Genomic DNA, 20,698 nt, shown 5'->3' on the forward strand with positions numbered 1-20,698 from the left:
CGGGTCCGCCCCGTGCCCCTGCTACCAGCGGCCCCCAACACCTATCGCGTGTGCCGCGTCTGCGCTAACGCGTGTCGACGTGTTGGAACGCTTCGGCCAGTCGGCCTCCGTCCAGGCCGGCGCCGGTCGCCTGCTCGGCGAGCCCGCCCCGCAGGGCCTCGGCCAGCTGCTCGATGTCGCCGATCTGGCTGGCGTGGCAGGACAGCGCGGCCAGCTTGCGGTCGAAGACGTCGGTGACGTCGCTGAAGCGGTCCGGCGCGGGCCCGCGGACCAGCCACACCTCGGGAGCCTTCCACGGCTCCAGGCCTTCCTCGGCCAGCAGTTCGGGGTGGGCGTGGGGGTTGCGGGCGTCGGGGTAGACCGCGTTGATCCCGGCCTCGCCCGTGGCCAGGTGATCGGGGTGGCTGGGCGCGATCCGCTTCCAGTCGCGCTCGGGGCTGGGGACGACGACGCGCTGGGGGCGGACCCGGCGGACGACCCGGGCGATGTCGCGGCGCAGATCCAGGGTGGGCAGCACCCGGCCGTCGGAGTAGCCCAGGAAGCGGACGTCGTGCACGCCTACGGCCGCGGCGGCGCTGCGCTGCTCGTCGCGGCGCAGCGCGGCCGTCTCGGCGGCGCCGAGCGCCCGGTCGTCGCCGCCCGCCTCGCCGTCGGTCACCATCAGGTAGGTCACCTCGACCCCCGCGTCGGTCCACAGCGCGACGGTTCCGGCGCAGCCGAAGTCGACGTCGTCGGGGTGGGCCATCACGACGAGCGCGCGGTCGATCCCCTCGGTGTGCGCGGTGCGGCCGCCGGCCCGGTTCCCGTTCGGCATGGGCGCCTTCCTCCTTCGCCTATCGCGGGACCGCTCCCGTCGGCGGTCCCGCACTCGACAGCGTCGCACCCGCCCCGCGGATTCCGCCGCGGCGGCCGGTCCCGAGCGTCGAGCGTCGCCCGGTCCGAGCGCCGCACACGGCCCGGGGTCACGGTTTGCGCGCGATCCCGCACAACTGGGAGACGTCGCGGTCGGCGTAGAGTGTCCCCTCGGCAGGGCGCCACCGGGACGCCGGCACCACGCCCGGTTCGAGCAGCTCCAAGCCCTCGAGCAGCGCGGTCACCTCCGCGCGGCTGCGCGCCCGCATCTCCGCCGGATTCGCCGAATTCCAGATCCGCAGCAGTTCGGCCATGCCCTCGGGGTCGTAGTCGCTCGTGGGGTGGCCGATCACCAGGTAGCTGCCCGAGGGCAGCGCACCCATCAGCCGGTCCACGATCGCGCGGGCCTCGTCGTCGCCGCCGACGTAGTTGAGGATGCCCAGCATCATCAGCGCGACGGGCCGGTCGAAGTCCAGCGTCCGCGCGGCCCCGTCCAGGACGGTGCCGGGGTCGTGGACGTCGGCGCTGATGTAGTCGGTAGCGCCTTCGGGCGAGCCCACCAGCAGCGCCTCGGCGTGCACCAGTACCAGCGGGTCGTTGTCGGCGTAGACGACCCTGCTCTCGGGGCCAGGCGCTGGGCGACCTCGTGGGTGTTGTCGGCGGTGGGCAGGCCGGTGCCCAGGTCCAGGAACTGCCGGACGCCGGCGTCGGAGACCAGGTGGGTCACGACCCGGTGCAGGAACTCCCGGTCGGCGCGGGCGCTGACGATCACGCCGGGCATCATCGTGTGCAGCTGTTCGCCCATCTCGCGGTCGGCGGCGTAGTTGTCCTTGCCGCCCAGCCAGTAGTTCCACACGCGCGCCGAATGCGGAACAGACGTGTCGAGCCGGGGCCGGTCGGCAGAAGACGCGCTGCCGCCGACGGTCGGGGGGTCGGGGGTGTGGCTCATGGATGCGCTTCCTAACGGGATGTGCCGGGCATCCTGGACCTTCCGCCCCCGATGTCGGATCAGGGGACGATCACGGCACGCCCCTTGACGAGTCCGGCTTCCATCCGCTCGTAGACCTCGGGGCCGCTCTCGATGCCGTAGCGTTCCACGTGGACGTCGAGCGCGCCTTCGCGAGCCAGGTCGATCAGCTCGATCAGCTCGGACCTGCTGCCCCAGTAGGTGATGCCGGTCCGCGAACCGAACGGCACCGACTCGAACCCCACCTCGACGGTGCCGCCGCCGATACCGACGAGCGTGAGGTCGCCGTCCCGGCCGACCATGCTCCGGGCCAGTGAGGTGGTGGCCGCTGCGCCGACGAAGTCGAACACGGCCTCGGCGCCGAGGCCGCGGGTGAGGTCCTCCACCGCCTCCAGTGCGGATCCGTCGGAGGGCAGCGCGTGCTGGGCGCCGCTTCGGCGCGCCAGTTCCCGGCTCTCCTCGCGCACGTCCAGCGCCACCACCGTCGCCGCGCTGAGCCGGCGCAGCAGCTGCACCGCGATGTGGCCGAGCCCGCCGACGCCGATCACCACGGCGACACTGCCGGCGACGAGCCGGTCCAGCGACCGCTTGATCGCGTGGTACGGCGTCAGTCCGGCGTCGGTCAGCGGCACCGTCCGCACCGGGTCGAGGTCGCCGATGGGCACGACGTGGCGCTCGGAGTCGACCAGCACGTACTCGGCCAGCGCCCCCGGTGCGCCCAGACCCGGCGGGAAGACGCCCAACCCGGCCGCGTGCGGGCAGTAGTTCTCCCGGCCCCGGGCGCACATCCGGCACACGCCGCAGCCCCACGGCCCGTAGACCACGACCGGCTCGCCCACCGGGATCCGCGAGACGCCCGCGCCCACGGCCTCGACACGGCCGGCGGCTTCGTGGCCCAGCGTCATCGGCAGTTCGTAGGGGAACCCCTCGGCCGGCCAGCCCATCACGGCGAGGTCGGAGTGGCACACCCCCGCCGCGGTCACCTTCAGCAGCAGCTGACCGGGACCGGGCTCGGGGACGTCGACGTCGACCACACGGGGCTTGTCACCCACGCTCATGTACTGGACCGCGCGCACAGCCGGCTCCCTTCATCGGTATTCGTCGGCGTCGCCGCAGGCGGGCGGGCCTGCGGTCATCATCGGGCGGCAGGTGCGCAACGGTCACGCCGCAACGCCGACGCCCGGCCCGGCCCGCCCCCGGTCGGGCCGGGACCGGACCGGGCGCCGAAGGCCGCGCCTCCGCGGCGTCGGGGCAGGTGCACGGTACGGTTGGATGCCTGGAACGCCCCGCCCCGCGCCCCGGTCGCCGTCCGGAGTCGGGAAGTGCCGGGGAGACTCTCCGGACTGGAGACAGCACGATGCCGCGTAAGCGCTCCATGGTGGCCACCGTGCTCCTGCGCACGCTGCTGGGCTTCCTGGGTGCCCAGCTCCTCGTGGTCCTCGGCCTCACCGCCGTCAACCAGTGGCGCAAGCGGGTCCGGCCGCTGCGCGCGGACTTTCCGCGCACCCCTCCCGAGACGCTGCCGGTGGGCGCCAGCGACGTCACCGTCTACACCTACGGCGAGGACCTCTACCAGGCCATGCTCGACGCCGTCCGGGGCGCTCGCCGCCGGATCATGTTCGAGTCCTTCATCATCAAGAACGACGCGACCGGGCGCCGGTTCAAGCGGGAGCTGATCGCCGCGGCCGAGCGCGGCGTCGACGTCTACGTCGTCTACGACTCCTTCGCCAACCTCGTCGTGCCGAGCATGTTCTTCCGGTTCCCGCCCGGGGTGCACGTCCTGGCCTATCCGCTGCTGCGGCCGGGCCTGCTGCTGCTGGACATCAGCAAGGGCGGGCGCGACCACCGCAAGATCCTCACCGTCGACGGCGAGGTCGGCTTCGTCGGCGGCTACAACGTCGGTTCGGTCTATGCCACCCAGTGGCGCGACACGCACCTGCGGGTGTCCGGGCCGTCGGTGTGGGAGCTGGACAACGCGTTCCGCGACTTCTGGAACATGCTCCGCGGCGAGGACCAGCCGGTCATCCCCGACACCGGGACCCCGGAGTGGTCGCCGGCCCTGCGTGCCCACCGCAACGTCCCCGAGCAGCTGATCTACCCGATCCGCGGGATGTACCTGGAGGCCATCGACCGGGCGCGCGAGCACCTCTACATCACCCAGGCCTACTTCATCCCCGACAACGAGATCCTCAGGGCCCTGATCGACGCGGCCCGGCGCGGTGTGGACGTGCGCCTGCTGGTGCCGGAGAACTCCAACCACGTCGTCGCCGACTGGCTCTCCCGCGGCTTCTACGGCGAGCTGCTGCGCGGCGGCGTGAAGCTGTACCTGTACCAGCACGCGATGGTGCACGCCAAGACCGCCACCATCGACCGCCGCTGGACGACGATCGGCACCGCCAACGTCGACCGGCTCAGTCTCACCGGCAACTACGAGATCAACATCGAGGTCTTCGACCCCGACCTGGCCGCCCACCTGGAGCGGATCTTCGCCAACGACTCCACCAACGCCCGGCTGCTCACCCTGGAGGAGTGGTCCGGCCGGCCGCTGGTCGCCAAGCTGTGCGAGGCGCTGCTGCGGCCGCTGCGCCCGCTGCTGTGATCCCGCCCCAGCCTGCGCTCCCGGTCCGGGACCGCCGTTCGGCAGGTCGCGGACACGACTTTCGGCAGTGCCGCAGGCGCCGGCCGCCGGGGTAGCGTCGCTGCAATGGGACTGCGGGGGGTGGCCGCTACGCGTGCGGCACGGGAGCTGCTGCGGCCGCTGAGCGGCCGGCCCACACTGCGCACCGCCGGGGCGGACCTGCTGATCTGGGCCGCGCTGTGCCTGCCGCTGCTACTGGAGTTGGCCGCCGTCGCCGGGGGGTCCTCGGCCGCCGCCCTGGAATCGCCGGCCGCGGCTGCGGCGGCGAGCACGGCGCTGGCCGCAGTGGTGGCTCTCAGCCGTCCCTACCCCCTGGCCGCAGCGGTGCTGGCGATCACGCTTTCGGAAACGTGGACGACGAGCTTCACCTTCGCCGTAGCGGGGCTGTGCTACCTGCTGGGGCGGCGCGACCCCCGCGCATGGCCGGCCGGGGCGGCCGTCCTCGTCGGTATCGCCGCGCTCGCCACGTGGCTGGCCATGGCCCCGCACCTGCTGATCGGGGTTCCGGGGATGGTGATCACCTACGTGTTCACCATCGTGCTGCCGTGGATGGTCGGCAGTTACCGGCGCCTACGCGAGAACCTCGACGAGGCGGGATGGGAGCGGGCCCGCCGGCTCGAACGCGAACAGCGCATCGCCCAGGACGAGGCACGGCTGCGCGAGCGCTCGCGCATCGCCCAGGACATGCACGACTCGCTGGGACACGAGCTGAGCCTGATCGCGCTGCGCGCCGGCGCGCTGGAATTGGCTTCCGACATACCCGAGCGCCACCGCACCTCGGCGGCGGAGCTGCGCGAAAGCGCCACGACGGCCACCGAACGGCTGCGCGAGATCGTCGGCGTCCTGCGCGAGTCCGGGGGCGACGCGCCCACGGAGCCCGCCGGAGAGGGGATCGCCGAACTCGTCGAGCGCGCACGCGGCTCCGGCGTCGACGTGGCCCTGGAGCGCTCCGGAATCTGGGAGGGCGTCGCCCCGATGGTCGACCGGGCCGCCCACCGGGTCGTCCAGGAAGGGCTGACCAACGCCACCAAGCACGCACCGGGCGCGCCGGTGCGGGTCCGGCTGGAGCGTTCCGCCGAGGAGGTCGTGGCCACGGTCGCCAACCGGACGCCGAGGGAACCCGCGGTGCCGCGTTCGGCGGATTCCCCCGGCGGCGGGCGCGGACTCGTCGGCTTGGCCGAACGCGTCCGGCTGGCCGGCGGAACGCTGGAGACCGACGAACGCGACGGCGGGTTCGAGGTCGTCGCGCGCTTCCCCGCCGAGGGCAGGCCCGCCGCCGCGTCCGACGAAACGCCCCCGGACGAGCCCGGGCCCGCCGCGGCCGACGACCATCGCCGCGCGGCCCGGCGCAGCCTGCGCCGGCGCACGGCCGCGATGGTCGCGGCCGGCGCGGTCCTGGTGGCGGTGGGCGTCGCCTTCGCCGTGGGCAGCACGTACCTGCGCATGGCGTCGGCGACGCTCGAACCCGCCGACTATGAGGCGCTGCCCGTGGGCGCGCCTACCGGGCAGGTCGAACAGCGGCTGCCCGTTCAGCAGTACGCTCCGGCCGCCGGCGCCGACTCCAGCGCGGCGGCCGAGCGCTACGACTGCCGCTACTACCGCTCCGACGAGGACTTCCCCAACGGGGAGTACACCGCCTACCGGCTGTGCTTCGGCGGGGGCGAGCTGGTGTCCAAGGACGTGCTGGACGCCCCGGGCGGCACCGGAACCGGCGAGTGAGCGTGCAGGGCGTGCTGCGGCCGGCTGCGGCGCGGCTGGCCGCAGCACCAGACATCCGTGGTGAGAAAGGACGTGGGCACCGATGATCCGGGTGCTGCTGGCCGACGACGAAGCGATGATCCGGGCGGGCGTGCGGGCCATCCTGGACACCGACGGCGGGATCGAGGTCGTCGCCGAAGCCGCCGACGGCCGCGAAGCGATCGAGCTGACCGCCGCGCACCGCCCCGACGTGGCGCTCGTCGACATCCGCATGCCCCGCCTCGACGGCCTCAGCGCAGCTGCGGAGATCCGGCGGGAGGTCCCCTCCGCCGCCGTCCTCATCCTGACCACCTTCGACGAGGACGCCTACATCTCCCGCGCGCTGAGCGAGGGCGCGGCCGGATTCCTGCTCAAGGCGAGCGATCCGCGCGAGCTGGTGCAGGGGGTGCGCGCGGTCGCCGACGGCGCCGCCTACCTGTCGCCGCGGGTGGCCCGCCACGTCATCGACGAACTCGGCGGCGGCGGGCGGATGGGCCGCGGCGCCGAGGCCCGCGCCCGTACCGCCGAGCTGACCGAGCGCGAACGCGACGTGCTCGCGCTGGTGGGATCCGGGCTGTCCAACGCCGAGATCGCCGGCCGGCTGTACCTGGTGGAGGGCACGGTCAAGAGCTACGTCAGCGCGATCCTGAACCGGCTGGGCATGCGCAACCGCGTCCAGGCGGCGATCCTCGCCTACGAGGCGGGCCTGGTCGAGTCCGACGTCCCGTGACCGCCGCCGGCCGGGCACGCGAAAGCGGCGGCCCGCCCCGCCGGGGAGGTCCGCCGCATCGCCGGCGCGACGGTCAGGTGTCGCGCCGGGCCAGCGCCGCGAAGCCGAGCACCAGCGACACGGCCGCCCAGCCGGCCAGCAGCAGCGCGGCCACGCCCCCGCTGTAGGGATCGCCGGTGCCGGCCATCAGCGTCGTGCCGGCCCTCGCGGGCATGTGCTCCACGATCGCGTCGAGCGTGTCGTTGCTGATCATCTGGCTGATCATCGGCAGCGCCAGCACCACCCCGACGACGGTGGTGATCGCGCCCGCCGTGCTGCGCAGCAGCAGTCCCAGGCCCAGCGTGAACAGCGCCAGGCCCGCCATGTAGCCGCCAACGCCCACGACGCCGTGCAGCACCGGCGCCGTCTCGTAGATCACCGCGTCGCCGAACATCGCCGCGGTCGTCGCGATCACCACCGCGCCCGCCGCGCACCCGGCCGCGAACGTCGCGACGGCCAGGACCGCGACCTTGGCGAGCACCATGCGGCCGCGCCGCGGTACCGTCGACAGCGTCGTGCGCATCGCGCCGGTGGCGTACTCGCCGGTCACCGACAGCGCGGCCACCGCCACCACCGCGAACTGGCTCAGCAGTGTGGCCGCGACCACCAGCGAGTTGGCGGCCGGAGTGTCGGTGTTGTCGCTGTACCGCAGCTCCACCGCCGCGAGCACCGCCGTTCCCGCCGTGGCCAGCACCGCCACCGCCAGGCACAGCCAGGTGGAGCGCAGGCCCCACAGCTTGGTCCACTCCGCCGCGACGGCGCCGGGAAGCCCGCCGCCCGAGGCCTGGTGCGGCGCGGTGCCGCGCGTCTGTGCTGTCGCTGCCATGGTCACACCCGCTCCTTCTCGTCCATGCCATCCGCCGGGGGGCCGTCCGCCTGCGAAGGCGTCCCGAACTCCACGCTGGAGGCCGTCAGCTCCATGTAGGCCTGCTCCAGCGACGCCTCGCGCTGGCTGAGCTCGTTGATCCGCACACCCGCCTGATGGGCCACGCCGCCGACCCGGTCCAGAGCCCCGCCGCTCACGATCAGCTCGTCGCCGCCGCGGTCCTCCACGCACATCCCCGCGACCAGCAGCTGCTGCTCCAGCTCGGCGGCCTGGGGCGTGCGCACCCGCACCGCCGTCAGCGAGCTGCCCTCGATGACGTCGGCCACGGGTGCGTCGGCGATGAGCCGCCCCTTGCCGATGACCACGAGCTGGTCGGCGGTGTCCTGCATCTCGCTCATCAGGTGGCTGGACACGAACACCGTGCGGCCTTCCGCGGCCAGCGAGCGCATCAGCCCGCGGATCCACCGCACGCCGTCGGGGTCGAGCCCGTTGACCGGTTCGTCGAACATCAGGATCTCCGGATCCCCCAGCAGGGCACCGGCGATCCCCAGGCGCTGGCCCATCCCCAGGGAGAACTTCCCGGCGCGGTGGCCGGCGACCTCGGTCAGCCCGACGGTCTCCAGCACCTCGTCGACGCGCCGCAGCGGCACCCCGTTGCTGCGCGCCATCGCCGTGAGGTGGGTGCGGGCCGTATGGCCGGGGTGCACCGCCTTGGCGTCCAGCAGCGCGCCGACCCGCCGCATGGGGTGGCTCAACTCGGCGTAGGGTTTGCCGTCGACCAGGGCGCGGCCGGCGGTGGGGCGGTCCAGCCCCAGCACCATTCGCATGGTCGTCGACTTACCGGCGCCGTTGGGGCCCAGGAACCCGGTGACCTTCCCGGGTGCCAGCTCGACGGAGAGCCGGTCGACGACGACCTTGTCCCCGTACCGCTTCGTCAGGTCGCGCAGGCTGATCACGCCGCTCACTCCTCGTCCTCGCTGGTCCGCGCTGTCCGCACTGTGTCTGTCCGCACTGTGTCGATACCGACGACACTAGGGCGGCGCCGCCGGCCGCCGCAGTGCGCGATCGGCAGTCGCATCCCCCTACTTTCGGGGGGTGATGCCGGCACCGGTGCCCCGACGGAGGGCCCGCCCCGCGCCGCCGCGGGACGGTGCGGCGCGCTCTAGGCTGGCGGGCATGGGAAAGCGGTGGACGCTGCGGCGACCGGCGCCGGGCGCCTGGCGGGGGATCGGGACCGATGCGGCGCTATGGGGCGGATGCGTCGCACTGATCGCCCAGGAGACCCACGGTGTGCGGGCCGCGCCGGTCGCCGAGACCGCGGCCGTGGCGGTGCTGCTGGCCGCGGCCTTCGTTCTGCGGCGCCGGCGGCCCTTCGCGGCGCTCCGACCGCCAACCGCCGTCGATCTTGTAGCTACGGTGCGTGAAACCGGTTTCCCGTGACGTTAGCTACAAGATCGACGGCTTCGGGCGGGTTTGAGCGGTCCTGGCGACCCCGGGCGGCAAGTACCGCGCCGACCGCCGCAGCGAGGCGAAGCGGTCTGGATGTCCATCAGAGGCCGATCGCCGAGACGCGCGGAGTGGGTGATCCGCGCCGCGGTGCCGGTGCCCATGATGCCGTCGTCGGTCTCCACCGGAGTGAAGCGCAGGTGGTCGCCGAAATCCTGGTCGAGGGCGGAGTTGTAGCGCTCGATCATGGTCGCGACCGGGGCGGGGCGCGTGGTCACCACATCGACGCCGCTCGTCGTGCGCGCTTCGGGCCAGCGCGCCAGCAGGGTCTGGCCGCGCCGTCGGCGGCGTGCAGATCAGGCACCGGTTCCGCTCCTCCCGACGATCTCGGCCGCGATCCCCCGGAGCAGTCGGGGGTCGGTGCTGACGGCGGCGATGTCGGCGCCGTCGCCGCCGCCCTCGCCGAGCCGCCGCAGCGAGGCGGTCAGCCGGGTGACGCGCGCCGGAGCCTGCAGCTCCGCGAGCGCGCGGACGTTGCGGGAAGACAGCTCCGAGCGGGCGGCGAGGCGGTCAAGCTGGAAGTGCTCGGCGAACCGGGCGCCCTCGGCCGGGAAGCCGCAGGTGTCGGCGAAGGGGACGAGCTCGATATGCAGCCCGGCGAGGTCGACGAGGTCGCGGCGGAGGGCGTCGCCGAGCACCGCTGCGACCTCGTCGTGGCCGGTCCCGCTGCGCAGGAGATCGACGACGGTGCGCTGCGGCGCAGTGGCGGGCACGCCGGCGCGGACGGCGGTCTCGTGCTCGGCGAGGGCGGCGTGGTGGACGCGCACCGCGCGCGGTGCCTCGACGGGTTCGGGTGCGGTGATGTCGAAGCCCGCGACCGAGACCGGCCCCAGGCCGAACAACCGCGCCGCGGACTCGTGGGAGAGGACGGCGCCCTTGTGCGCCTCGGCAGGGCGCTCCGAGGCGAACCGGTCGGGCTCGACGGCGAGCCAGGCTGCGTAGGAGTAGGCCGGGGTCGGATCGGTCGGGCTGCTCGCCAGCTGGTACACGGACCAGTCGAGCTCCCAGAGCATTCCGGTCTCCTCGAAGCGGTCGAGGGCGGCCGCCTCCACTCCGGCGCGCTCCGCCTGCGCCCGCGTGACGAGGCCCAGCTGCCGAGCTGCGGCGACCGACAGGTCGTAGAACGATGATTCCCAATCCATTTCTTTATTGTATTCAACTACTCCCGTCGGGGGAAGTCTCGAATCGGTTTCCAGGAAATTCGGTGGAGTGTGGAATGACCGTGTCCGGAATCGGTCGCGAACGCGCTTCTCGCGACCGCAGGTTTCGCCGCCAGCATGAGCCGGTACATAACTGCGCTGCGATCTTCTCGCGAATTCGAGGCAGAGGATGTCCGGCCGTGCCGTCCGAACTCGACGAACATCATCAGCGGCTCTACTCGGCTGCTGCCCGCATGATGTGGGAACAGGGGCCGCCCGCCTGGCGCGGCGGCGACTGGCCCCCGGATCGCCGCGACGCCTGGCGCGATCTGGAGAAAGAGCTCCGGGCTTCGCCGCCCGCACCCCTCGCCGGCGTGTCGGCGGATCCGGCCCGGTACGTCGTATCGGAGCGCGCCGCCCGGCGCGCGCCCGATCCCGCTGGCGGCCGCAGTCGGGCGATGGGCGGCACAGCTCGACGCCGATCCCGCACCGGCCGAGCCCGGCACCGGCGTTCCCGCGGGACGCGCTGTCGCGATCACGGCCCTCTGGCAGACGCTGATCTGCGACCTGCTCGACGAACTCGCCCACCGGCTCGCGCCCGGGCCCCCGTGCACCGTCGCCGGCGACTTCACCGTGCGGATCGCCGCCTGCACCGCCGCCGAGGATCTCGTGCGCCCGCCGCGCCCAACCCCGTCGATCTTGTAGCTACGGTGCGTGAAACCGATTTCCCGTAACGTTAGCTACAAGATCGACGCGGATCCGGGCGGGATTGAGCGGTGCGGAGGGGCTACGCCGCGGTCTCGGGGCGGTAGACGCACAGCAGCACCCCGGCGGCGGTGGTGGAGGAGGACACCAGGCGCAGCGGGTGCGAGCGGCCGTCGTCGGGGAACAGCCGCTTGCCGCCGCCGAGCAGGACGGGTTCGATCATCAGCCGGTACTCGTCGACGAGGCCGCGGGCCACCAGCTGGCGGGCGAAGTCGGAGCTGCCCATGACCTGGAGGTCGCCCTCGCCCTCCGCGCGCAGCCGCTGGACGGCGCCGAACACGTCGCCGACCGGCAGCAGGGTGGAGTTCCACTCCATGTCCGCGGCGGTCAGTGTCCTGGAGGCGACGTGCTTGGGCAGCGCGTTCATGCGGTCGGCGAAGGGGTCCGCACCCGCGCGCGCCGGCCAGGCGTCGGCCATCACCCGCCACGTGCGGCGCCCGAACAGCAACCCCCGGGTCGTCTCCATGGCTTCGTCGACGAAACCGCCCATCGCCTCGTCGAAGAAGCGCATCGTCCACCCGCCGTGGGTGAATCCGCCGTCGGTGTCCTCGTCGGGGCCGCCGGGGGCCTGCACGACGCCGTCGAGGCTCATGAAGTCGCTCAGTACGATCCGCATGGCGGCCGCTCCTCACCTGTCGTCTCTTGATCGCAGTGTCAGGAGAGGAGACCCGGGCGCCGGCGGAAACTCATCGGTCCGCGGCGGTTCCCGTGGAAAAACCCCGGTCCTCGCCCCTACTCCTCCTGCTGCGCCGCCTGCTCGCGGTCGCGGAGGCGCCGGCGCTGCGGAACCACGGTGTAGCGGGGGTCGGCCACCGAGGCCTGCCCGGCCGCGAACACCCCGAACCGGGTGCACGCCGATCCCGCGATCAGCGCCGCACCCGCGATCGCCGACACCGCGCGGCTCCGGCGGCCCGCCAGCGCTCCGACGGCGCCGCCGATCGTCAGCGCCTTGGCCGCGCGCATCAGGGTCCCGCTGCGCCCGGTGCGGTAGGGCTCGGCGACCATGCCCATGCGCCGCTCCATGACCGCCAGCGCGGCGTTCTCCACCGCCGCTCCGGCCGCTCCCGCGCGCCGCGCGGGGCCGGCCTGGCCCACCGGCGCCGTGATCATGCCCATGCCGCCGGCCGCGGCGGCGCCCGACCCCACGAACACGAACGGCATCTCCCGGTAGCCCTCGTGCCAGGCGGGCACGGCGGTGTTGCAGATCAGGGGGGCGGTGTAGGCGGATACGGCCGGCCCGACCGCTCCGGCGCCCAGTCCCGCCAGGCGGCCCGCGCCCGGCAGGACACCGGTGGCCTGGGAGGCGGCAGCCGCGCCGGCGAGCGGGCCGTAGCACACCAGGATCCACGTGCCCACGCTCATCGGGGAGGTCCACTTCATCACCCGCAGCATGTGCAGGAACCGGTCCGGCCGCCCCAGGTCGTTGACGAGTGCGGCCAGCGAGCCCGTGACGGCCGCCAGCGCGGTGTAGCGCAGCGGCCGCGCGAGGCCCGGACGCCCGGTCAGGTCGGCGCCGGCCGCCAGCGCCGAGGACGCGCCCGCGAGCCCGCCCAAGAACAGGTAGCCCGCGATGTCGCGGGGCCGCCAGGTGATCCGGTTGAGCACCGGCCGGTCGTAGTAGGTCCCGAACTCGGATCCGCGGCCGCCGCCGTCGTCGGCGGGCCGCTCGCGCCGCTGTCCGCCCAGGGCCGAGTCCGCACCGGTCACGGCTTCGCGGCCGGGACGGGCACCGCGGATCCCCTCCTTGGTCACGTCCGAGGTGTTCAACGCCGCCTCCCGAGGAACGTCGCGGTGATTCCGGCCAGCAGTGCGCCCGCCGCGACGGCGGCGTGGCGCCACATCGACGGCAGGTCGCGGGTGGTCACCACCGGGTCCGGCGGCAGACCGTACACCTCGGGTTCGTCCAGCAGCAGGAAGAACGCCCCGTCGCCGCCGACGCCGTCGCCGGGGTCGCGCCCGTACAGCTGGGCGGAGCCGACTCCGGCCTCGTGCAAGCCGCGCAGCCGCTCGTCGGCGCGCTCGCGCAGCTCGTCCAGGTCGCCGAACTGGATGGAGTCGGTCGGGCACGCTTTGGCGCAGGCCGGTTCCATCCCCGCGCCCAGCCGGTCGTAGCACAGCGTGCACTTGAACACCCGGCCGTCGTCCTCGCGCTGGCCGATCACCCCGTAGGGGCAGGCCGGCACGCAGTAGCCGCAGCCGTTGCAGATGTCCTCCTGCACCACGACCGTGCCGTACTCGGTGCGGAACAGCGACCCCGTCGGGCACACGTCCAGGCAGGCGGCGTGGGTGCAGTGCTTGCACACGTCGGAGGACATCAGCCAGCGGAACTCGCCGGTCGCGTCCCCGTCGGCGGAAGCTCCGGGCGGCTCGAAGGAGGGCATGCCGAGATCGACGGGGTCGGGCGCGCCCTCGGGCCGGCCCACGCCGGTCTCCTGCACCCCGATGGGCGCGCGCTGCTCGATGAAGGCGACGTGGCGCCACGTGTCGGCGCCCAGCCCGCCGCTGTTGTCGAAGGACATGGCCGTGAAATCCAGCCCGTCCTCCGGAACCAGGTTCCATTCCTTGCAGGCGACCTCGCAGGCTTTGCACCCGATGCACACGCTCGTGTCGGTGAAGAAGCCCATGCGCGGCCGGTCGTCCGCACCGGCCTGATCTGCTGCGCCGCCGTGGGCGCCGGACCGCTCGTCCAGAGCCATGGCTCACACCTCCGTTCCGGTCCGCTCGTCCACTCCGGCGCGGCGGCGGTAGTCCAGCACCAGCGCGCGCCGGCCGGGCCCGCGCGGGCGCCGCCCCGGCCGGATGTCCACGGTCAGCGCCTTGACCTCCTGGATGTGCACGTTGGGGTCCAGCGCGATCGACGACAGTTCGTTGAACGCGTCGCCCGTGGTGTAGCCGTTGGGGCCCCAGTGGTAGGGCATGCCGATCTGGTGGAGGGTGGTGCCGTGCACCCGCAGCGGCACCATCCGGTCGGTGACCAGCACCCGCGCTTCGATCGCGTTGCGCGCCGAGACGACCGTCGCCCAGCCGCCGTGGACCAGGCCGCGTTCGAGCGCCAGTTCCGGCGAGACCTCGCAGAAGAACTCGGGCTGCAGCTCGGCGAGGTAGGGCGTCCACCGGCTCATCCCGCCGGCGGTGAAATGCTCGGTGAGCCGGTAGGTGGTCACCACGTACGGGTAGACCTCCGCCTGCGCCGAACCCGGGCCGGGGTGGTAGCGGTTCTGCGGGTGCGGATAGACCAGGCGCACCGGGTTGCGGTCCTGGCCGTAGAGCAGGTTCTCGAACGGGGACTCCTGCGGCTCGTAATGCGTGGGCAGCGGCCCGTCGGCGAGTCCGGCCGGCGCGTACAGCCACCCCCGCCCGTCGCCCTGCATGATGAAGGCGTCGGTGCCGCTGAGCGCCTCGACGCCCGTGGCGCCGTCGGGCGGGGTGTAGTCGGGGCGCTTGTCGGCTTCGAAGTCGGGGTTGTCGTGGCCGACCCACTGCCGGCGGTCCTCGTCCCACCAGACCAGCGCCTTGCGCTCGCTCCAGGGGGTGCCGTCGGCGTCGGCCGAGGCCCGGTTGTACAGCACCCGGCGGTTGCGGGGCCACGACCACGCCCATTCCGCGGCGATCCAGTCCTGTTCGGTGTGCGGCGTGCGACGGGCGGCCTGGTTGACGCCGTCGGCGAAGACGCCGGAGTAGATCCAGCATCCGCAGCTGGTCGACCCGTCGGGGCGCAGTTGGGTGTAGTCGTCCAGGTGCTCGCCTTCGGGGCCGTAGCCGTTCATCTCGGCCAGTACCGCGGCCGCGTCGGGCTCGCCCCCCTCTTCCACGGGGTAGTCCCAGGTCAGCTGTTGGACGGGCCGGTCGCGCGGATCGGTGGAGTCGGCCAGCTTCTCCTTCACGATGCGGCCCAAGTGGTACATGAACCACAGGTCGCTGCGGGCGTCGCCGCCGGGCGGGACCGCGCGGTCGTGCCACTGCAGCGTGCGGTTGGTGTTGGTGAAGGTGCCCGACTTCTCGGTGTGGGCGGCGGCGGGGAAGAAGAACACCTCGGTACCGATGTCCTCGGTGCGCAGTTCGCCCGACTCGATCTCCGGTCCGTCCCGCCACCAGGTCGCGCTTTCGATCAGCGAGAAGTCGCGCACCACCAGCCACTCCAGCTCAGCCATGCCCAGCCGCTGCGCGCGGGCGTTGGCCGAGCCCACCGCGGGGTTCTCGCCCATCAGGAAGTAGCCCTTGCACACGCCGCGCAGCTGCTCCATGACGGTGTCGTAGGTGCTGTGCGAGCCGCTGATGCGCGGCAGGTAGCCGAACGCGTAGTCGTTGTCCTGCGTGGCGTGCTCACCCCACCAGGCTTTGAGCAGGCTGACGATGTAGGCGTCCATGTTGGCCCAGAAGCCCTTCACCGCGGCGTCGCCGACGGTGAAGTCCCGCAGGGTCTGCTCCTGGTGGGCGTGGGGCATCGGAATGTAGCCCGGGAGCAGGTTGAACAGGGTCGGCACGTCGCTGGACCCCTGGATGCTGGCGTGCCCGCGCAGCGCCTGGATGCCGCCGCCGGGCCGGCCGATGTTGCCCAGCAGCAGCTGCAGGATCGACGCCGTGCGGATGTACTGGGCACCCACGGTGTGCTGGGTCCAGCCCACCGCGTAGCAGAACGCCGAGGTGCGGTCGCGTCCGGAGTTGTCCGTCAGGTGGTCGCACACCCGGTTGAACACGTTCCGGGGGATGCCGCAGATCCGCTCGACGGCTTCCGGGGTGTAGCGCGAGTAGTGGCGTTTGAGGATCTGGAGCACGCATCGCGGATGCTGCAGCGTGGGGTCGGTCTCGGGGGTGCCGCCCACCGCCGCGCCGCCCGCGCCCTGCTGTTCGGGGCGTCCGCCGCCCCAGGTGTCGCGTTCGGAATCCGCGGCCCGCTTCTCGGCGATCCGTTCCTCGTAGAGCTGGTCGCGCTTGCCGGAGGCCGGAGCGATGTCGGCGCCCTCGTAGCGCCAGGTTCCGGCGTCGTAGTCGGGACCGTCGGCGTGGAACCCGGAGAACAGCCCGTCGAGGTCCTCGGTGTCGCGGAAGTCCTCGTTGACGATCGTGGCCGCGTTGGTGAAGGCGTGCAGGTACTCCGCGAAGTACGTCCCCTCGCTGAGGACCCGGTTGATGATCCCGCCGAGGAAGGCGATGTCGGTTCCGGCGCGGATGGGCACGTGCAGGTCGGCGAGCGCGCTGGTGCGGCTGTAGTGCGGGTCGACGTGGATGACCGCGGCACCGCGGGCTTTGGCCTCCATGACCCACTGGAACCCGACCGGGTGGGCTTCGGCGTAGTTGGAGCCCTCGATGACGATGCAGTCGGAGTTCTGCAGATCCTGCATGAACGTGGTGGCGCCGCCGCGGCCGAACGAGGTGCCCAGTCCCGCGACCGTGGAGCTGTGGCACACGCGCGCCTGGTTCTCGATCTGCACCACGCCCAGCGACGTCAGCAGCTTCTTGATGAGGTAGTTCTCCTCGTTGTCCAGGGTGGCGCCGCCGAGGCTGGCCAATCCCAGGGTGCGCGAGGTCGCCACCCCGTCCTGCTCGTCCTGCCATCCGTCGGCGCGGGCCTGCAGCATCCGGTCGGCGACCATGTGCATGGCTTCCCACAGGCCGATCTCCCGGAAGTCGGCGGCGTTGGGGGGCCGGTACAGCACGGTGTGCCGGCGCGCGGAGCCGGTGGTGAGCTGGAGACTGGCCGAGCCCTTCGGGCACAGCCGCCCCCGGCTGATGGGGGAGTCGGGGTCGCCTTCGATCTGGACGACCTTCTCGTCGCGGACGTAGACGTTCTGCCCGCAGCCCACCGCGCAGTAGGGGCAGACCGATTTGACCACCCGGTCGGCGTCGGCCGTGCGCGCCCGCAGGCCGCGGCTGCCCGCGGACTCGGCCGCGGGTCCGCGGCCGGAGCGGTCCTCGCCGGTGAGTTGCCGGTAGACCGGCCACGACTCGATCAGTGTGCGGACGCCCATCGCCTCTCCTCTGCCTCCTGCACCGGTCGGGCCGGCGGGCACGCCGACAGGGCCGTCGTGCTCGCAGGGTGATCGGCCGCTACCCCTCCGGAGTGACGCGAAACACAGGTCGCGGGCTCCGCCGGAGCGCGGCGGCGGATGCCAGAAGAGGCGGCCCCGCGGTCAGTGCTGAGGGCGGTTCACCCACACCGCCAGCTGGGTGCGGTCGCGCAGGTCCAGCTTGCGCAGAATGCTGGTGACGTGGTTTTTGGCGGTGCCCTCGGTGATGAACAGCGTGCGGGCGATCTCCCGGTTGGAAGCGCCGGTGCCCACCAGGCGTGCGACCTCCGCCTCGCGTTCGGACAGTCCCGTGTCCGCGGCGGACTCAGCGGACGTTCGATCGCCTTCGCCGGAGTCGGCGCCGTAGTCGCGGCGCGCGGCGGCTCCGCTCGCGGAATCGTCGAACAGCGCGCCGACGATGCGCTGGGCGGCCGCGCCGCCCAGCACCGTCTCCCCGCGGGCCGCGCGGCGGATCGCTGAGACCAGTTCGTCCGGAGGGGTGTCCTTGAGCAGGTACCCCCTGGCGCCGGCGTGCATTCCGCCGAAGATGTAGTCGTCGTCGAAGGTGGTCAGGACGACCGCGGAGACGCGCGGGTACTGCTCCGTCAGTCGCTCGATCAGCGCGACACCGTCCATACGCGGCATGCGTGCGTCGACCAGCGCCACATCGGGCCGCTCGCCGTCGTCGGCCGTCCACAGGAACTCCAGCGCTTCGACGCCGTCGGCGGCGTCGCCGACGATCTCGACGTCCTCCTCGACCTCCAGCAGCTTGCGTAGCCCGTGGCGCAGCAGGACCTGGTCGTCGACGATGAACACGCGCACGGCCTCTCGAGTCACGCCGGCTCCCGTTCCGCACCCCTGTTCTCCACAGGGACGCTCGCCACCAGTTCGAAGCCGCCTTCGGCCGGGCTGCGGGCCAGGAGGCGCCCCCCGGCTTCCTCGACGCGCTCGCGCAGCCCGCTCAGTCCGAACCCTTCTGCGGCGCCGGCTGCGCCGCCGCCGTTGTCGATCACGCTGAGATCGACTTCTTCACCGGTGCAGTCCACCACCGCTTCGATCCGATCGGCGTCGGAGTGGCGCAGCGCGTTGGTGATGCCTTCTTGCAGCGTGCGGTAGCAGATCAGCTCGGTCGCCTCGTCGGTGTCGGGCCACCGGCCGAGGGAGTTGAACCGCACTGCCGCCCCCGCACCCGAGAACGACTGCGCCAGCGCGCGCATCGCCTCGATGCCCGCCCGGCCGTCCAGTTGCAGCGGCTTGAGCGCTCGCACCCACCGGCGCGCGTCAGCCAGGGCCTCCTGGGTCAGAGCCTGGGCATCGGAGACCTCCTGCCAGGCGTCATCGGGCCGTGCCGAGCGGAATCGCTGCGCGTTCGCCAAGCCCATGTTGACGATCGTCAGGTAATGGCCGATGGAATCGTGCATCTCCCGCGCCATGCGGGCGCGCTCCTCGGCCACCGTCAGTTCGCGGGTCCGCTCGGCGTAGCGGCGCAGCTCGCCATGGGCGCGCTCCAGTTCGGCGAGTAGTCGGCGCGTCTCCTCCGCCCGGCGCCATGCCTGCATCAGCGCACCGAACACCACGAGCATCGCCAGGCACAGGAAGAGCATCACCGAACTGCTCGCCAGCGCGTTCACCAGGGAAAGAGCCGGATTGGCCAGGCTGACGGCCAAGGCGAACAGCGTGGCGGAGGCCGCGTAGCCGATACCGCCCGCCATACCGAACACGGCCGCGGCGTTGCCGATGGACAGGCTGACGAGGATCACCGCGGCGATCCCCCCGATGGGCAGGGGCAGCAGGGCCGAGAAGAGGAAGACGCAGGAGGCGGCCTTTCGCGGGGCCGAGGCGGAGCGGTGCCAGGCGAGCAGCGGCCACAGCACGCAGATCGGCACCATCGACAGCAGGCCGGAGGCGAGCAGGCCGTCGGCCAGCACCCAATCGGGCGCGATGGTGGTTCCCTCGCCCAGAATCGCGTTGACGTGGACCGCCAGCACCAGCATCGCGGTGCCCCAGAAGAAGACGTTCAGGACCCGCGGCGGCCCGGAGCCGCTGAACTCGATCCAACGACTCAGATCTCGGGGGGTTCCGCCGTCGCTCATGGTTCGAGACTAGCCCGCAGCCCGCCCGCAGGCAGCTGCTCGGAGGCACACCCGGCTCATGTATTGGCCCCATGACCACAGTCATGCCCGGTGCCCTGCGTCGGTCGACAGCGGGATGCCTTCTCCATGACCCGAGCGCGATGCCGGCGCGGCGCGGCCTTTCCTATGGTCCCCACGACAGCGGATTCCCCAGCGGGCGGCGGCCGACACCTGCGGCCCCGGCGGCGAAAGAGCTCTGACCGGCGCTCCGGCGGTGTTCGCGTTCGTGAAGACTCCACCCCGGGGGTGCAGTGGAATGTCCGTCAACCGAACGTTCGAGGCTTTGGCGCACCCGAGGCGCCGCGAGGTGCTCCGTCTGCTCGGCGATCGCGGATGCCTGTCGGCCGGAGAGATCGCCGATCGGCTGGATATGCGAAAACCGACGCTCTCCGGTCACCTGAACGTGCTCAAGGGCGCCAATCTGGTGGTGGGTGAACGCAGTGGAACCACCATCTGGTACCGCGTCAACCTGACGGTGATGGAGGACGTGCTGCACGGCATCCTCCACCTGCTCGGGCGCGGCGCGCCGGAGGAGCCCGGAGCCGAGTCCCCGATCGGCCACCGCATCGTCGACGGAACGCCCGTACACCGGATCTCAGGGATGGACCCCGAAGAAGCCCGCCGCCGAAACCGCGACAAGGAGACGGCATGACCGCTTTCGACCGGACCAGCTCCGAGACCGCTCCGGAACGGCCGCCCTGGCGCGGGATCGTGATCACCGCCCTGTGCCTCGCCGCGATGCTCGCCGTCGGCTGGGCGCTGTGGGACCGCATACCCGAGACCGTCACCACGCGCGAGGCCGGCGGCGGCCGGTCGGGAACACAGGTGCCGCGCCTGCTCGTTGCAGCCGCCTTCCCGGCCGCGCTCGCCTTCATCGCAGCGGTTATGGCGGTATCGGTCCGCGCCGGTACCGCTGCCCAGAGTCGGCTCGGAATCGGGTCGGCGCCGCCGGCGCGCACGCGCCGATGGGCGATGGACGCGCTCTTCTCCCTGCTGTCGCCGTTCTTGCTTCTCCTCCACGCGGCGACGCTGGCGAACTTCGCCGGCTACGACGTCGCCTTCGACCGCACCGTCGGCGTCGCCGTGGGGGGACTGCTGATGGGGCTGGGAAACATGCTGCCCAAGATCGGCCCGTCCCGAATGCCGTCCGACCGGGGTGCCGCGGCCTTGGCGTCCGCCTGGCAGCAGTCCCAACGCGCGGGCGGGGCGGTGATGATGGCGGTCGGCGCCGCGGCCGCCGTCGGAGCGCTGTTCCTTCCGCCCATGCCGGTGGCGATCGCGGCCGCACTGCTCGTCATCGCCGTCTACGGACTCATGTTCGTGCTGACTCTGCGCCGGATGACCTGAGCCTTCCCCCGA

18 protein-coding genes and 1 pseudogene are annotated in these 20,698 nt (G+C 72.5%); 6 read left to right on the top strand and 13 right to left on the bottom strand.

Translation table 11 applies throughout. The features are described from left to right. Positions 1-64: 64 nt before the first annotated feature. The 3 genes and pseudogenes from HNR25_RS20820 to HNR25_RS20830 all read right to left on the bottom strand — a co-directional run bounded on the left by HNR25_RS20820 (position 65) and on the right by HNR25_RS20830 (position 2,895). The gene (locus tag HNR25_RS20820) at positions 65-814 is read right to left on the bottom strand and encodes a PIG-L deacetylase family protein (RefSeq protein WP_184637900.1); all 750 of its coding nucleotides are present in this window, start codon (positions 812-814) and stop codon (positions 65-67) included. Between the two features lie 148 nt (positions 815-962). After that, positions 963-1,801: pseudogene (locus HNR25_RS20825) on the bottom strand (SAM-dependent methyltransferase). Between the two features lie 59 nt (positions 1,802-1,860). Further along, positions 1,861-2,895: an NAD(P)-dependent alcohol dehydrogenase gene (locus HNR25_RS20830; RefSeq protein ID WP_184637902.1), complete on the bottom strand. Its 1,035-nt coding sequence runs from the start codon at positions 2,893-2,895 to the stop codon at positions 1,861-1,863. A gap of 281 nt (positions 2,896-3,176) precedes the next feature. Between HNR25_RS20830 and HNR25_RS20835 the strand changes: the two genes are divergently transcribed. From HNR25_RS20835 to HNR25_RS20845, 3 genes are all read left to right on the top strand, one after another. Continuing rightward, complete coding sequence (locus HNR25_RS20835; protein WP_184637904.1) at positions 3,177-4,418, top strand: phospholipase D-like domain-containing protein; 1,242 nt, start codon at positions 3,177-3,179, stop codon at positions 4,416-4,418. Between the two features lie 105 nt (positions 4,419-4,523). Continuing rightward, positions 4,524-6,176 (top strand): sensor histidine kinase, encoded by a 1,653-nt coding sequence (locus HNR25_RS20840; RefSeq protein ID WP_184637906.1) that lies wholly within the window; start codon positions 4,524-4,526, stop codon positions 6,174-6,176. Positions 6,177-6,258: 82 nt separating this feature from the next. Then, entirely contained in the window at positions 6,259-6,924 is a 666-nt protein-coding gene (locus HNR25_RS20845) for a response regulator transcription factor (RefSeq protein ID WP_184637908.1), read from the top strand. A 73-nt stretch (positions 6,925-6,997) separates the two neighbouring features. Here HNR25_RS20845 and HNR25_RS20850 read toward each other — a convergent pair whose 3' ends face one another. Together HNR25_RS20850 and HNR25_RS20855 are read right to left on the bottom strand one after the other, a co-directional pair. After that, the gene (locus HNR25_RS20850; RefSeq protein WP_184637910.1) at positions 6,998-7,789 is read right to left on the bottom strand and encodes an ABC transporter permease subunit; all 792 of its coding nucleotides are present in this window, start codon (positions 7,787-7,789) and stop codon (positions 6,998-7,000) included. Between the two features lie 2 nt (positions 7,790-7,791). Continuing rightward, positions 7,792-8,745: an ABC transporter ATP-binding protein gene (locus HNR25_RS20855; protein WP_184639625.1), complete on the bottom strand. Its 954-nt coding sequence runs from the start codon at positions 8,743-8,745 to the stop codon at positions 7,792-7,794. Positions 8,746-8,965: 220 nt separating this feature from the next. On the opposite strand from HNR25_RS20855, the gene HNR25_RS20860 reads away from it, so the two are divergent. Next, positions 8,966-9,229 (top strand): hypothetical protein, encoded by a 264-nt coding sequence (locus HNR25_RS20860; protein WP_184637912.1) that lies wholly within the window; start codon positions 8,966-8,968, stop codon positions 9,227-9,229. A 2-nt stretch (positions 9,230-9,231) separates the two neighbouring features. Here the strand turns inward: HNR25_RS20860 and HNR25_RS20865 are convergent, their stop codons facing one another. From HNR25_RS20865 to HNR25_RS20900, 8 genes are all read right to left on the bottom strand, one after another. Beyond that, on the bottom strand, positions 9,232-9,513 hold the full coding sequence (locus tag HNR25_RS20865) for a hypothetical protein (RefSeq protein WP_184637914.1): 282 nt from the start codon (positions 9,511-9,513) through the stop codon (positions 9,232-9,234). Positions 9,514-9,591: 78 nt separating this feature from the next. Beyond that, on the bottom strand, positions 9,592-10,437 hold the full coding sequence (locus HNR25_RS20870) for a type IV toxin-antitoxin system AbiEi family antitoxin domain-containing protein (protein ID WP_184637916.1): 846 nt from the start codon (positions 10,435-10,437) through the stop codon (positions 9,592-9,594). A gap of 784 nt (positions 10,438-11,221) precedes the next feature. Next, positions 11,222-11,815, bottom strand: coding sequence for a dihydrofolate reductase family protein (locus tag HNR25_RS20875; RefSeq protein ID WP_184637918.1), 594 nt, complete (start codon positions 11,813-11,815; stop codon positions 11,222-11,224). Between the two features lie 116 nt (positions 11,816-11,931). Beyond that, a complete protein-coding gene (gene nrfD, locus HNR25_RS20880) occupies positions 11,932-12,966 on the bottom strand; it encodes an NrfD/PsrC family molybdoenzyme membrane anchor subunit (protein WP_184637920.1) in 1,035 nt (344 codons plus the stop codon). After that, complete coding sequence (locus HNR25_RS20885; RefSeq protein WP_246464662.1) at positions 12,963-13,823, bottom strand: 4Fe-4S dicluster domain-containing protein; 861 nt, start codon at positions 13,821-13,823, stop codon at positions 12,963-12,965. Before HNR25_RS20885 ends, nrfD begins: the two co-directional genes overlap by 4 nt. Before the next feature lie 75 nt (positions 13,824-13,898). Next, positions 13,899-17,168: a formate dehydrogenase gene (gene fdh / locus HNR25_RS20890; RefSeq protein WP_184637924.1), complete on the bottom strand. Its 3,270-nt coding sequence runs from the start codon at positions 17,166-17,168 to the stop codon at positions 13,899-13,901. A gap of 162 nt (positions 17,169-17,330) precedes the next feature. Next, positions 17,331-18,044 carry a response regulator gene (locus tag HNR25_RS20895; RefSeq protein WP_184637926.1) on the bottom strand — a complete coding sequence of 238 codons (714 nt, stop codon included), beginning with the start codon at positions 18,042-18,044 and terminating at the stop codon, positions 17,331-17,333. Next, on the bottom strand, positions 18,041-19,300 hold the full coding sequence (locus tag HNR25_RS20900; RefSeq protein ID WP_246463794.1) for a sensor histidine kinase: 1,260 nt from the start codon (positions 19,298-19,300) through the stop codon (positions 18,041-18,043). Before HNR25_RS20900 ends, HNR25_RS20895 begins: the two co-directional genes overlap by 4 nt. 295 nt (positions 19,301-19,595) lie before the next feature. Here HNR25_RS20900 and HNR25_RS20905 point away from each other — a divergent pair, with 295 nt between their 5' ends. Then, positions 19,596-19,991 carry a metalloregulator ArsR/SmtB family transcription factor gene (locus HNR25_RS20905; RefSeq protein WP_184637928.1) on the top strand — a complete coding sequence of 132 codons (396 nt, stop codon included), beginning with the start codon at positions 19,596-19,598 and terminating at the stop codon, positions 19,989-19,991. After that, complete coding sequence (locus HNR25_RS20910) at positions 19,988-20,686, top strand: hypothetical protein (protein WP_184637930.1); 699 nt, start codon at positions 19,988-19,990, stop codon at positions 20,684-20,686. The genes HNR25_RS20905 and HNR25_RS20910 overlap by 4 nt, the downstream gene beginning before the upstream one ends. Positions 20,687-20,698: the final 12 nt, after the last annotated feature.

Origin of the sequence: Streptomonospora salina (genome assembly GCF_014204715.1) — a bacterium.
GTDB lineage: Bacteria > Actinomycetota > Actinomycetes > Streptosporangiales > Streptosporangiaceae > Streptomonospora > Streptomonospora salina.

What these genes read in the sequence shown, in the direction of transcription:
- HNR25_RS20820 (WP_184637900.1), bottom strand. Translation starts at nt 814, where the DNA reads ATGCCGAACGGGAACCGGGCCGGCGGCCGCACCGCGCACACCGAGGGG.
- HNR25_RS20835 (WP_184637904.1), top strand. Translation starts at nt 3,177, where the DNA reads ATGCCGCGTAAGCGCTCCATGGTGGCCACCGTGCTCCTGCGCACGCTG.
- HNR25_RS20840 (WP_184637906.1), top strand. Translation starts at nt 4,524, where the DNA reads ATGGGACTGCGGGGGGTGGCCGCTACGCGTGCGGCACGGGAGCTGCTG.
- HNR25_RS20845 (WP_184637908.1), top strand. Translation starts at nt 6,259, where the DNA reads ATGATCCGGGTGCTGCTGGCCGACGACGAAGCGATGATCCGGGCGGGC.
- HNR25_RS20850 (WP_184637910.1), bottom strand. Translation starts at nt 7,789, where the DNA reads ATGGCAGCGACAGCACAGACGCGCGGCACCGCGCCGCACCAGGCCTCG.
- HNR25_RS20860 (WP_184637912.1), top strand. Translation starts at nt 8,966, where the DNA reads ATGGGAAAGCGGTGGACGCTGCGGCGACCGGCGCCGGGCGCCTGGCGG.
- HNR25_RS20870 (WP_184637916.1), bottom strand. Translation starts at nt 10,437, where the DNA reads ATGGATTGGGAATCATCGTTCTACGACCTGTCGGTCGCCGCAGCTCGG.
- HNR25_RS20875 (WP_184637918.1), bottom strand. Translation starts at nt 11,815, where the DNA reads ATGCGGATCGTACTGAGCGACTTCATGAGCCTCGACGGCGTCGTGCAG.
- HNR25_RS20885 (WP_246464662.1), bottom strand. Translation starts at nt 13,823, where the DNA reads ATGGGCTTCTTCACCGACACGAGCGTGTGCATCGGGTGCAAAGCCTGC.
- fdh (WP_184637924.1), bottom strand. Translation starts at nt 17,168, where the DNA reads ATGGGCGTCCGCACACTGATCGAGTCGTGGCCGGTCTACCGGCAACTC.
- HNR25_RS20900 (WP_246463794.1), bottom strand. Translation starts at nt 19,300, where the DNA reads ATGAGCGACGGCGGAACCCCCCGAGATCTGAGTCGTTGGATCGAGTTC.
- HNR25_RS20905 (WP_184637928.1), top strand. Translation starts at nt 19,596, where the DNA reads ATGTCCGTCAACCGAACGTTCGAGGCTTTGGCGCACCCGAGGCGCCGC.
- HNR25_RS20910 (WP_184637930.1), top strand. Translation starts at nt 19,988, where the DNA reads ATGACCGCTTTCGACCGGACCAGCTCCGAGACCGCTCCGGAACGGCCG.